Genomic DNA, 12,816 nt, shown 5'->3' with positions numbered 1-12,816 from the left:
AAAAAACCGCTGATGATCAGCGGTTTTTTTATTATATTATGATTTTGTTCCCATATCGGCAACGATATTCATCGCTTCCTGCAGGTACGGATCTTTTTTCAGGTTTTTGATCCACATTTCAGATTTTTTCCTGAAAGCTTCATCTTTTTTCTCTCTTTCAATTTCACTTGGATACATCATGAATTTCAATCCGTTTTCAAATTTTGTCAGAGCCTTGAATTTCTCGATCTGAGATTTTCTCTGCTTCATCAGCTCGTTGAATTTATTGATATTCAGGGTAATGCTTTCTTCTTTATCCAGTTTTTCTCTCCACTGGGCTGATTCAAGCAATAACTGATAATTGTTGTTCCTGGCCATTCTCTCAGCACTTGCTTTTTCAAGAGCCTGAATATTGAAATAGTTCAGCTTCTGGTATTTGGTGGTAGGAATTTTATCCCACGCCAGGGCATAATCATCATAACGTTCTCCTACTTCCGCATAGGTAAAGAAATCTTTCATCTGGATGTCGGAAACAATCCCTTTTCTCTGGGTAGATTCTCCGGAAATTCTGTAAAACTTCTGAATCGTCAGTTTTAAAGATCCGAAATCATCTTCTGTATTTAAGAATCTGTTCAGGTCTACAAAGGTCTGTACGGTACCTTTTCCGAAAGACTGCGGAGAACCGATGATCATGGCTCTTCCGTAATCCTGCATTACTCCGGCAAGGATCTCAGAAGCTGAAGCAGAAAGTTCGTTCTGCATAATCACAAGAGGTCCTGTCCAGATTGGAGTTTCATTTTTATTCTTTAACGTCTGGATTTTTCCGTTTCCGTCTTTCACCTGAACGTAAGGTCCTGCTTCCATGAAAAGCCCCATAATATCTCCTACTTCTGTCAGTGAACCTCCTCCGTTGTTTCTGAGGTCTAAGACAATTCCTTCAATGTTCTGCCCTTTCAGTTTGATGATTTCATTTTTAATATCATCAGAAGCATTTCTTCCTTTGGAGTCCTCAAAGTCAGCATTAAAGCTCGGAAGGTTGATAAATCCGTATTTTTTACCGTTTGGAGTGTTTACCACGATACTTCTTGCAAAAGTGTCTTCAATTGCCACTTCTTCACGGATCATGGTTACATCCTTGATGGTTCCGTCTTTCTTCTGAACCGTAAGTGTTACCGGCGTTCCTTTTTCTCCTCTGATCAGTCTTACCGCTTCATCGGAAAGCATTCCTACAACGTTCACAGCATCATCTTTCGGCTTCGATTTTACTTTCAGGATCTTATCTCCTTCTGAAAGCTGCTTGGACTTCCATGCCGGAGCTCCGATCGTAAGGGCACCCAGGTAAAGGTTTCCTTTTTTCTCCTGGATAATAGCCCCGATACCGATTACTTTTCCTGTAAACTGGGTATCAAAATCTTCCTTATCTTTTGGGGAATAGTAATTGGTGTGCGGATCGAAAACTTCGGTATAAGCGTTCATGTATACCGTAAACCAATCCATTTTCTTTCTCTTTTTGAATCGGGTAAAGGTATCTTTTACAAGGTCTTTTACTTCATCCGTCGCTTTTTTGATCTTCTGATCCTGGGTAAGCACCTGAAGTTTGATGGTATCTTTCAGTTTGTATTTCTGAACGGAGTCTTTCTTCTCTTTCTGAGCCTCTTCCTTGCTGTTCATCGATTCAACTTCCTGAAGGATGTTGTACTTGATGTATTTTTTCCATTCATTATACTGCTCCTGCTTGGTTGCAGGAACTTTTTTCAGCTTTGGTTCCAGGGTAAGCGCATCGTCTTCCTGAAGGTTGATCGGTTTGCTGAAAATATCCTGGGTAATCTTATCGATCTCGTCTACCCTTTGGTAAAGTCTGTCGATGGTAAGTTTATAGAAAGTAAGGTCTCCCTGGCTGATATAATCATCAAGCTTTGTCTCATGCTTGCTGAATTCATCCATATCAGACTGCAGAAAGTATCTTTTAGCAGGATCTACCAGTTCGAAATAATGTTTATAAACGTCCTTCGAATAGGCATCATTAATAGGTTTCGGGCTGTAATGCAAATAAGAAAGTGTATTTTTTACGCTCACCATAATCGTCTGCATCTTTTCGTCATCATTCTTAGGCGAGTTGAAACAAAACATTAGACTTGTTAATGGAATCAGGAGTAAAAATTTATTCAGTTTGAAATTTTTCCACATAAACTGTCTGTTTTTTTTAAAATTTTATAAAAATAAGTATTGCTATTAGTAGCAGATTTTATTTTACTGTTACAAACTATCAAATTTAATACCTTATTTATAAATATGAGTAGTTTTTAAGATTTTTTATTCAAGAAATATTAAAGGGATCCTGCATATCGGTTACATCAGGATTGAAGCCTGTTTCTATTACCATCTCCCGGTTTTTTATGATACTGTAACCAGTAGAGATCAATATAACACGGAAAGAAGGCCAGAAGAATATTTCCAAGCATAAAGTACGAATATTTTGTATTGCCGCCGATGGAAATGAACGGTATAAGCAGTATAAATGCTGCCATGACCGGAAAAAAGAAGAAGAAATCTCTTTTTTGTTTAACAAAAACGTGCAGAACAGATATGAAATGGAAGAAAACATACCCTATTATATTCACAACATACATAATAGCTTCTTCTTTACTGTGGCTTCTGCTTTCCAGTTCTATTGTACACAGTAAAAAAACAATGGGAAATCCAAGTAGAAAATTCAGTCCTTTTTTCCGGCTGAAACTTCCTTTGATAAGAATGGGAATAAGGATCAAAATAAAAACGGTTCCTGCTAAAATGGGTATTTTCATAGATGGTTATTGGCTGTTTTCTTTCATTTATGGAAAATCAGGCTGAAGAATTGCCAAACTTAGTATTTTATTTTTTAAAAACTTTCTTAAAAGCCGATTTCAATAATTATATTTGTTACAATTAATTTTTTTATATGGAAAGACCACTTATTCTGGTTACTAATGATGATGGAATTACCGCACCAGGAATCAGAAATCTTATAAATTTTATGAACGAAATAGGAGAAGTTGTTGTTGTTGCCCCCAACTCTCCCCAAAGTGGAAAAGGCCACGCTATTACGATCAACTCAACTTTAAGCTATGAAGAAGTAACCCTTGACGGACCGCAGACTGATTACTCATGCAGCGGAACTCCCGTAGACTGTGTAAAAATGGCTCTTGACAAAATCCTGAAGAGAAGACCGGATATTGTGGTTTCAGGGATCAATCATGGCGCTAACTCTTCGATTAATGTAATTTATTCCGGAACCATGTCTGCCGCCGTAGAAGCCGGTGTAGAAGGAATTCCCGCTATCGGATTTTCACTGCTGGATTTCAGCTGGGAAGCCGATTTTACCCAGGCCAAAGAATTTATTCAGAATATTGTAAGAAGAACCCTGGAAAGTCCTATGCCGAAAGGTATTGTGCTGAACGTTAATATCCCGAAACTTCCGGCAGAAGAGATCAAAGGAGTAAAAGTCTGCAAGCAGGCCCACGCCAAATGGGAAGAAAGCTTTGATGAAAGGATAAATCCGCACGGAAAAAAATATTACTGGCTGACCGGTTATTTCAACAATATGGACGAGTCTGAAGATGCAGATGAAACGGCACTGGCCAACGGGTACATTTCTATTGTTCCGGTGAAGTTCGATCTTACCGCTTATGAATATATGAAAACTCTGGAAGAAGTAATGAATTTCAGCTGATATACGAAACCGGATAATCCTGTTTATCATTCGTTTAACGAGAGAACCATCAATTTATGGGGCGTAAAAAATAGTTTCCGCCCCTTTTTTATTAAAATAAAACTTTATCTTCTCTTCTGAGCTCTTCCAGATAGTCTTTCTTTTCATCTCTGTAAAAAAGATTCATCGTCTCAAAAGGGATCAGCTTCAGGTCTTTGTTTACAATATGAACACATGATTTTTTTACAGCCCTTACGTCAAAATCATGGGCATCCATAAAATTCATAATAATAATCCTGAACAGGTTATCATAATCCAGATCGGGAGCGCATACTTCCGGCAGACAGCAAAGCAGCTGGTTCACTTTAGGTTTTACTTTATCTACGGAAATTCCCGTACTGAATATATCCAGCAGCTGCATCTGAAGCCCCTGATCCTGTTCGTAAACAATTGTATTCCTGGATTCATTGTTCAGGAGATCTGCAGGATTGATATATCTTGTCAGCGGAATGGTTTCTCCCTCCAGTTTCAGGATATATCCCATAGCCAGGGCATCCGGGTTACAGGGAACCGGAATAATATCATCCCCGTTCAGAAGCGGAAACTGGTTGAGGATTTCCTGCCTTACTTCCGTAAGAGTAATCTTTTCATGAGCAGAGTCTTCTCTGTTCCTTCCTGCAATTTCTACCGGCTGGAAAGTAATTCCCCGTACACATTTCTGTTTCAGGGCAAATTCAATGATCTTTCCTATCTCATCTATATTTTTATCTTTCTGAAGCACAATTACCAGAGTAGTGGAAAGATTAAGGGCATTCAGCTTCTCCAGTGCTTTCATTCTGACTGAAGTGAGATCTTTACCTCTGAAGTCTTCAAGCACTTCCGGTTTAAAAGAGTCGAACTGGAGATAAACTTCAAATTCGGGAGCATATGTCGCCAGTTTTTCAGCAAATCCGGGATCGTTGGCAATTCTTATCCCGTTGGTATTCAGCATCAGGTGTTTGATGGGTTTCGATTTGGCGATGTCCATGATCTTAAAAAACTCCGGGTGGATGGTAGGTTCTCCCCCACTGATCTGAACTACATCCGGTTCACCTTCATTCCGGACAATCGTATCAAACATAGCCTCAATTTCTTCCAGACTTCGGTGGCTTCCGTAATGCGGAGACGACATGGCATAGCAGGTAGGACAGGTCAGATTACAGCGGTCCGTTACCTCTACAATAGAAAGACAGCTGTGCTGCTCGTGGTCTACACACAACCCGCAGTCGTACGGACATCCGTATTCCACATCCGTTCCGAAATGCACAGGCATTTCCGATGCTTTGTTGTAATTTCTTATGTTTTTATAGTATTGTACATCCGATGCAATTTTGGTCTTGAAAAACCCATGATCCGGGCATCTTTTCGTCATAAAAACCGCTTCGTCCTCTATAATAATCTTGGCACCTACCCTTTTAAGGCATTCAGGGCAAAGACTGATGGTGTAGTCGTAATAGGTATAATTTCTTACCGGCATAATTTCATTTTAAAATCCTCCTCCACAAATATATCCGCTGATCAGCCCAAAGATCAGAAGACAGATCAGCATGGTCTGTATAAACTGCTTTTTGCTGAATTTTCTCTGGTCTTTCGATTCATAGATCATTTTTACGATAACCGTTACGACCAGCGAAACCAAAAGAGCTCCCAGGATCATCAGGCCTACGATCATAATCACTACGCCAACGAGACCTCCGGCTTCCAGAATTGTTAAACTTTTCATCTTGAATATTTTAATAGAGATTGGGTATTTTTAATGGTATAAATGTAGTAAATAATTACACAAATACATACCAGCTGTATCGTTCCAAAGTTTGCGATGACCTCTGCATGGGGTTTGATAAAGTCCAGAAATAACCTGAAGGTAAAATAACTGAGCATAAAAAGCTGAAAGATAAATCCTGATGTGAATTTATTCCGGGTCTGAATATATTTCAAAATAATCCAGAGCATTATTAAAAAAGCAATTTCATAAAGAGCAACAGGATGTCTGAGATACGGATCTCCCAGATGCATTCCAAAAACAGAATTTGTAGGAACTCCATAGGTTTCTTCATAGATCCCGGTGAGAAAGCAGCCTACTCTTCCAATAATCATAGCCAGCATGAGGGGATAAACAATAAGGTCTCCCGTACTTTCTTTATGACGGACTATTTTCTTGGCCAGCTCTACCCCGATCAGCCCGAAGGCAAGCCCTCCCACAATAGTATTGCTGGACCAGAATTTAGTGAAACTGAAGTTTTCAAAAAGTGTATACGGATTTTCCAGATTGCCGATCAGTTTGGAACCGATCAGTGCTCCGGCAGTTGCACCTATCAGAACTGCAGCAGAAGTATTGAAGGACAGCCTTTCAGGAGACTTTCTTTTAAGATAAAAATAATACCGCATCCCCAGAAACATTCCTAATGCTTCAAAAAGCGGATGTGCAAGGACCGTACGGCCGAAGATTTCAAAACTTACAGGAAAATCCATAGGTTCAAAAATAAACCATTTCATATTATTCACTACCTTTATTCTGATAAATAATTACCAGATGCGTATAGAATATGAAATAAAACTGGGATTCAAGGATGTCATGTTCCGTCCCAAACGTTCAACTTTAAAATCCCGTTCGGAAGTTGATCTGGAAAGGGAATTCACTTTCAGGCATACTAAAAAAAAATGGAGCGGTGTTCCGCTTATCGCTGCCAATATGGATACGGTAGGTACTTTTGAAATGGCGGTAGAACTGGCCAAAGATAAAATTATCACTGCCGTACACAAACATTATACTCCTGAAGAATGGAGCGCATTTCTGAACAGTCAGCCCGAAAGCATTCATCAGTATATTGCTTTAAGTACAGGAACCGGAAAAGCCGATGAGGAAAAAATCAGAACAATCCTCGGAAAGCATCCGAAAATTGAGTTTCTCTGCATTGATGTAGCCAACGGTTATTCTGAGCATTTCGTTGAATTTGTGAAGCGCGCAAGGGCTAATTTTCCGGACAAGATCATTATGGCCGGTAATGTGGTAACGGGAGAAATGGTGGAAGAGCTTCTTCTTGCCGGAGCAGACATCATCAAAGTGGGCATCGGGCCCGGCTCGGTGTGTACGACCCGTGTAAAAACAGGGGTAGGCTATCCGCAACTTTCTGCCATCATTGAATGTTCTGATGCTGCCCACGGACTTGGAGGCCACATTATTGCCGACGGAGGCTGCAAGGTTCCGGGCGACGTAGCCAAAGCTTTCGGAGGCGGTGCAGATTTCGTAATGCTGGGCGGAATGTTTGCCGGCCATGATGAAAGCGGCGGGGAAATGATTGAAGAAAAAGGGAAAAAATACCGCCTGTTTTATGGGATGAGTTCCAAAACCGCTATGGATAAACATTCAGGAGGTGTTGCCGAATACCGTGCTTCGGAAGGAAAAACGGTAAAAGTAGCGTATAAAGGTCCTGTTTCAGAAACGGTAAAAGACATTCTCGGAGGGGTACGCTCTACGTGTACTTATGTAGGAGCTTCGAAGCTTAAAGAACTTTCCAAAAGAACCACTTTTATCAGGGTTCAGGAACAGGAAAACCAGGTTTTTAAAGATTAAAAATCCGGAGTTAGAGAGTGTAACAGGAATGGGAGCCGGAAGTTACGTTAGTGACGGGCATCCATTGTCATTAGTAAATTAAAATTTTAATATAAAAAAGTAAAAAACGGATTGACAGTCATTCTTAATAGCTTTCAATCTTCATGAGACAAGAAATTCCTATCCTGCACTTACCTTATAAAAACAAAAGCCGGACCTTTACGATCCGGCTTTTTATCTTTATATGTTATGGATTAAGTTAACATACCTCCGTCTACCTGTAACGTCTGTCCTGTAATATAAGAAGCCATGTCACTTCCTAAGAAAACGCACGCGTTGGCAACATCTTCAGTCTGCCCCAGTCTTTTTGCCGGAATCTGATCTTTCCATCCCTGGATTACTTTTTCATCCAGAACGGCAGTCATTTCAGTTTCAATGAATCCGGGAGCCACAGCGTTGCATCTGATGTTTCTTGAGCCTAATTCTACTGCAATAGATTTTGTAAATCCAATTACTCCGGCTTTAGAAGCGGCATAGTTTGACTGTCCCGCGTTTCCGCTTATTCCGACAACCGAAGTCATATTGATGATAGATCCTGATTTTGCCTTCATCATCGGCTTGATCACCGCTTTGGTAAGGTTGAATACAGAATCCAGATTGACTCTCATGATCACGTCCCAGTCTTCTTTGGACATTCTCAGCAGAAGATTATCTTTTGTAATTCCCGCATTGTTTACCAGAATATCAATCTTCCCAAACTCTTCTATTACATCATCGATCAGTTTTTGGGCAGCATCATAATCTGATGCGTCAGACTGGTATCCTTTGATCTGGGTTACAGAACTTAAAGCTGCTTCTAATTCTTTAGCTTTGTCTACAGAGCCGGCATAAGTAAAAGCTATTTTTGCACCCTGACTGGCATACATTTCAGCAATTGCTTTCCCGATTCCTCTTGTAGCTCCTGTAATTAGCGCTACTTTTCCTTCTAATAGTTTCATATCTCTTGACAATTATATTCTTACAATTATTCCGTTTCTGTAAAACGGCAATATAGTGTATTTAATTTTATATGGATTAAACAGTGCGCAAAGATATTATAAATTGTTATTCAATGCATTCCAAATCATCAAATTACTTATTTTTTTTCGCTGTTTTTTATCATATCATTAAAGACGGCTGCCGATATTCTTAAACCGGGTGAAATAAATTACATCTGTTTTCCGGTCTTTATCCAGTTTCAGAACTTCTTTCTGCCAAACGTATTTATCGTAGATGATTTCTTTCAGCGGTTCGTTCTGAAAGTTGATGACTCCGTATTTCCCGTCTTTTTTTACGATGATTTCATTTTCAGAGTTCTCAAAAACAACAATATCATCATAAGCGAAAGGAACAATTTCTTTGCCGTTTTCGTTGAGAATACCATATAAATTGCTGCTGTTTTTACAGACCACAGGTTTTGAATACAGATTCAGGATATTATAAAAATCAGGCTCCTGCTCTTTAATGGAAATAATATCTTTCAGGATTGTGAAAGACCAGTCTGAAACCGAAAATTTATAATAGCCGTTATCTTTTTTAACAATTAAAAACCCGGGATAAAAAGCAATAATCCGGCTGTTTTCTTCCAGGATATTCTGAAGATCTTTATTGAGCAGCTTTTCTTCATTCCCTTTTTTAAGGTAGATAAAATCCTTTCCTGAAATGCTGAAACTGTTTACAAAATCATATTCCGGAGCCACTACCGTCTCTCCCTGCAGATTTACAATTCCTGTTTTTTTCGAAGCATTGCTGTAAAAGCTGAAAAGATCCTGGGATAAAGGAACCAGATCTTTGAAATTGTTGGGATATAGCTTCTTTTCTTTCTTATCGAAAACCGTTGTTTTGCCCTTTTTCTTCAGATAAATATAGTTTTGCCCGCTGAAATATTCCGGTACGGCACCATCGAAAATTTCTTCTGCAAGTATATTTTCTTCAGTATCTATAATTCCATATTTTCCGGTCGCCTGATTTTTGGTGATCAGATACGGATAGGAATGAATATTGGTAATCTGTCTGGAGAACTGATGAAGGGTCTGCCCATCTGTACCAATGATTTCATTTTGCCCGTTTTCATTGATGATCAGTGCTCTTCCCTCTTCAAAATCATAGTCTTTTTTAAAGCTTCTGCTGCTGACCTGCTTTCCATGAAAATCATATAAAAGCCATTGATTTTCCCTAAGAACGAAAAAACGTTTCTTTCCGGCCGGTTTTATCCTGTCCGAATAAGGAATGATCTGTTTCCCGCTATAATCATAAACCGCATCTTTTCCCAGTTTTGATGCTATAATCCATTCATTGCTGAGCCAGGGGGTGTTAAAACTCTGATCTTCAGCCAGGATCACCTGATTTCCTTTTTCATCAATAACCGCCGATTGTACTGAACGGCCGGATTCTTCAGCAGTAAGGATAAACCTGTTTCTGACAATATGGGAGATCCTTTCTTTTGACGAAGCCTCAAACGTTACATTTCCCAGTGAATCGACAATACTGTACGTTCTGGCTTTAGCATCGTAAGCGGTTCCATAACCTTTGGAATAAGAGGTTACTTCTTTTCCTGTTTTTTTAGATAAAAGGATTTTGGTATACTGAGTAGTCTGTGCCATACACACCGATGTACAGCACACAAGAATTAATTTTTTCAATTAAATGGAATTATTTACGATAAGAACGATCTCTCCTTTTAAAGTTTTACTTTTGGAAAATTCAATTAATTCATTGATAGTCCCACGTTTGGTTTCTTCAAATTTTTTGGAAATTTCCCGGCTCAGACTGGCTTTGGTTTCTTCACCAAAGAATTCTTTAATCTGCTCCAGAGTGGTATTGATCTTATGCGGACTTTCGTACAGGACAATGGTTTTTTTCTCCTCTGCCAGCTGTTTCAGTCTGGTTTGTCTTCCTTTTTTCTGCGGCAGAAATCCTGCAAACAGGAATTCGTTATTGGGAAGACCTGAAACCACAAGGGCAGGAATCAGTGCGGTAGCACCGGGAAGGCAGATCATTTCAATACCGCTGTCCGCACCTGCTTTTGCCAGCAGATAGCCGGGATCTGAAATTCCGGGAGTTCCGGCATCGGTAATGATGGCAATATTCTGTCCGCTTTTAAGGTCAGCAATCACTTTTTCAGTGGCCTGATGCTCGTTATGGAGATGATAGGATTTTAAAGGTTTGGAGATCTCAAAATGCTTTAAAAGTATTCCGGATGTCCTGGTGTCTTCACACAGGATATAATCGACTTCTTTAAGGACGTTTACAGCCCTGAAGGTCATGTCTTCAAGATTTCCTACGGGGGTAGGAACAAAATATAGGATTCCGCTCAAAATTTAAAATTATAAGAATTTATTTTCTACCAATATCCAGAGTCTCTGGGCATACTCATCCACTTTATTCCATTTTCTTTCGTAATACAGATCACTCAGGTATTCTTTGGCATCTTCCAGGTTTTTGAACTGGTTCAGCTGAGCCACGGTATCGTTCAGCTCGGTCTGGCTTCCGCCAAAAAGCATTTTAGAAAAGGCTATGCGGTCGTTCAGGTCCAGTTTAAATTCAGGTTTGGTTTTTTCCGCTTCCATCAGATGGGTTGGGATATTGGTTTTCAGGATACTTCCGGCATCTCCTTTTTCTGAAGGAACTTCCGGTTTTTCCCTGGGTATGTCTCTTTCCAAAGGATCATCATCAAAGAGAGTCTGTACAGCCTTCAGTCCTTTGATATTGGCCAGACGGATCTTCTTTTCTTCATGATAGGCATCCAGGTCTTCAAAACTTTCATCAGATGCATGCCTTTCAGGATCCTGTACAGAATTATGCTTGTCGATTTCAACAATTTTTCTTCTGTCGTTTACTTCAGTAACTGCTGTTTCTGCTGTTTCCGTTGTTTCTTCTTCCAGGGAGGAATCATTTTTTATTTCGCTGAGAATGTGCTCGACATTGGAGGTATCGGTCATCATTTCTCCCTGCTCCAGAGCCATTCCGGAAGTAATAAACTGTTCTTCGTTTTCTTCAATCAGGATTTCATCATCCAGCATTTCTGTGTCAAAAATACTTGGAATAATCTCTTCTCTTGCAGTAATTTTATCGGTTTTTTCTTCAGAAATATTTTCGGATTCATCTATTTCATTCAGCTGGTTATTGAAGATGGCTTCTTCTTCTGTGGTTCTGTCTTCAAAAAGATCTTCACGGATATCTTCATTATCATCCGGTTCTGCGTTGGCGAGAATTCTTTCTTCGTCTACAAAACTGAAGATAATTTCTTTTTTTTCAGAGAATTCACTGTCATCAATTTCATTCATTTGCCTGTTGAAAACGGTTTCGTCATCCTGATTTTCAGGGCCGGAATTTTCCTGTGCAGATTCTTCGTTTTCAACAGCAAAGCTGATGATATTTTCATGAAGTTCATTTTCAACAATTTCTTTGATCTGGTTATCAAAAACGGCTTCTTCCTCTGCTTCTTCAGCAAAATTTTCATTTTCGAACTCATCAATTTCATTCAGCTCATTATTGAAAATTGCTTCCTCCTCTGTAACTTCGTTACCGGATTCATGATTTTCAGTTTCTCCTGAAGCAAAAGAATGGTATTGATCTTCCGGGGTCTGGCTGGGATGTTCTGTGATGAAATAATCCATATTTTTCTCCAGAAGCCGGAGAAAAGAAATCCTGTTGGCAAGCTCATCTACAAGATCCTGCTTGGAAAGTAATTCGTCTACGTTATTTATTTTGTCCAGAATGTCAATGATATTCTTGGATTCAAAAAAAATTTTTTCCTTTAAATCTTGAATGTTCTGCATATTAAGAATCTTGTTAAAATTGCTTACTTTTGATCTTAAAAATATACGGCTAATTTAACAAATGTTTTTAGAAAATACAATTAATCATTCCAAACAAAGTGGTTGGATGGAAGTTATCTGCGGCTCTATGTTTTCCGGAAAAACCGAAGAGCTGATCCGGAGGCTGAGAAGAGCAGAGATGGCGGGACAGAATGTGGAGATTTTTAAACCCAAGCTGGATACACGGTATTCCGATGAAGATGTTGTTTCTCATAATCAGAATAAAATCCGCAGTACGGCAGTGGAAAATCCCAATGAAATTCTTCTTCTTGCTTCCAATTGTGATGTAGTAGGAATTGATGAAGCCCAGTTTTTTGATGAAAGTATTGTAGATATTGCCAACGAACTTGCCAACAGCGGAATAAGAGTAGTGGTTGCCGGGCTTGATATGGACTTTCTGGGACGCCCTTTCGGACCCATGCCTAACCTGATGGCTACCGCCGAATACGTTACAAAAGTGCATGCTATTTGCAAGAGAACAGGCAACCTGGCCAATTATTCCATGAGGATTTCACAGGGAAATGACCTGGTGGAACTGGGAGAAACAGAGAGTTATGAAGCCGTAAGCAGAAGGGTTTTTATTGACGAAGTGCTTTCGAAAAGGAAATAAGCCGGAAAAGGAAAACTGTAAAACCAAAGGGCAACACAGTAAAAAAGAACCATACAGCCAAACAAAATATAAAGATAATGAAAAGCAA

General features: G+C 39.5%; 12 protein-coding genes. 3 read left to right on the top strand and 9 right to left on the bottom strand.

The features are described from left to right. Positions 1–36 precede the first annotated feature (36 nt). Together AC106S_RS14790 and AC106S_RS14785 are read right to left on the bottom strand one after the other, a co-directional pair. Positions 37–2,166: a carboxy terminal-processing peptidase gene (locus AC106S_RS14790; protein ID WP_482440169.1), complete on the bottom strand. Its 2,130-nt coding sequence runs from the start codon at positions 2,164–2,166 to the stop codon at positions 37–39. Between the two features lie 167 nt (positions 2,167–2,333). Next, complete coding sequence (locus AC106S_RS14785; protein WP_482440168.1) at positions 2,334–2,783, bottom strand: hypothetical protein; 450 nt, start codon at positions 2,781–2,783, stop codon at positions 2,334–2,336. Positions 2,784–2,917: 134 nt separating this feature from the next. On the opposite strand from AC106S_RS14785, the gene surE reads away from it, so the two are divergent. After that, a complete protein-coding gene (surE, locus tag AC106S_RS14780) occupies positions 2,918–3,688 on the top strand; it encodes a 5'/3'-nucleotidase SurE (RefSeq protein ID WP_482440166.1) in 771 nt (256 codons plus the stop codon). A 91-nt stretch (positions 3,689–3,779) separates the two neighbouring features. Here the strand turns inward: surE and AC106S_RS14775 are convergent, their stop codons facing one another. Genes AC106S_RS14775 through AC106S_RS14765 form a run of 3 tightly spaced genes read right to left on the bottom strand, consistent with a single transcriptional unit; the run spans position 3,780 to position 6,202 of the window. Beyond that, the gene (locus AC106S_RS14775; protein ID WP_482440164.1) at positions 3,780–5,183 is read right to left on the bottom strand and encodes a radical SAM protein; all 1,404 of its coding nucleotides are present in this window, start codon (positions 5,181–5,183) and stop codon (positions 3,780–3,782) included. 9 nt (positions 5,184–5,192) lie between these two features. After that, positions 5,193–5,429: a hypothetical protein gene (locus AC106S_RS14770; protein ID WP_482440163.1), complete on the bottom strand. Its 237-nt coding sequence runs from the start codon at positions 5,427–5,429 to the stop codon at positions 5,193–5,195. Next, the gene (locus AC106S_RS14765; protein WP_482440161.1) at positions 5,426–6,202 is read right to left on the bottom strand and encodes a prolipoprotein diacylglyceryl transferase; all 777 of its coding nucleotides are present in this window, start codon (positions 6,200–6,202) and stop codon (positions 5,426–5,428) included. Before AC106S_RS14765 ends, AC106S_RS14770 begins: the two co-directional genes overlap by 4 nt. A 37-nt stretch (positions 6,203–6,239) precedes the next feature. Here AC106S_RS14765 and AC106S_RS14760 point away from each other — a divergent pair, with 37 nt between their 5' ends. Then, positions 6,240–7,280: a GMP reductase gene (locus AC106S_RS14760; RefSeq protein ID WP_482440159.1), complete on the top strand. Its 1,041-nt coding sequence runs from the start codon at positions 6,240–6,242 to the stop codon at positions 7,278–7,280. A gap of 233 nt (positions 7,281–7,513) precedes the next feature. Here AC106S_RS14760 and fabG read toward each other — a convergent pair whose 3' ends face one another. The 4 genes from fabG to AC106S_RS14740 all read right to left on the bottom strand — a co-directional run bounded on the left by fabG (position 7,514) and on the right by AC106S_RS14740 (position 12,079). Continuing rightward, complete coding sequence (gene fabG, locus AC106S_RS14755; RefSeq protein ID WP_482440157.1) at positions 7,514–8,257, bottom strand: 3-oxoacyl-[acyl-carrier-protein] reductase; 744 nt, start codon at positions 8,255–8,257, stop codon at positions 7,514–7,516. A gap of 168 nt (positions 8,258–8,425) precedes the next feature. After that, on the bottom strand, positions 8,426–9,940 hold the full coding sequence (locus AC106S_RS14750; protein ID WP_482440155.1) for a WG repeat-containing protein: 1,515 nt from the start codon (positions 9,938–9,940) through the stop codon (positions 8,426–8,428). Beyond that, complete coding sequence (gene rsmI / locus AC106S_RS14745) at positions 9,941–10,615, bottom strand: 16S rRNA (cytidine(1402)-2'-O)-methyltransferase (protein WP_482440154.1); 675 nt, start codon at positions 10,613–10,615, stop codon at positions 9,941–9,943. It lies immediately after the preceding gene. 9 nt (positions 10,616–10,624) lie between these two features. Then, on the bottom strand, positions 10,625–12,079 hold the full coding sequence (locus AC106S_RS14740) for a hypothetical protein (protein ID WP_482440152.1): 1,455 nt from the start codon (positions 12,077–12,079) through the stop codon (positions 10,625–10,627). Between the two features lie 61 nt (positions 12,080–12,140). On the opposite strand from AC106S_RS14740, the gene AC106S_RS14735 reads away from it, so the two are divergent. Next, positions 12,141–12,728, top strand: a complete 588-nt coding sequence (locus tag AC106S_RS14735; RefSeq protein WP_482440151.1) for a thymidine kinase — start codon at positions 12,141–12,143, stop codon at positions 12,726–12,728. Positions 12,729–12,816: the final 88 nt, after the last annotated feature.

Source organism: Chryseobacterium sp. FR054 (assembly GCF_056844565.1).
This window is presented reverse-complemented; position numbering and strand designations above follow the sequence as displayed.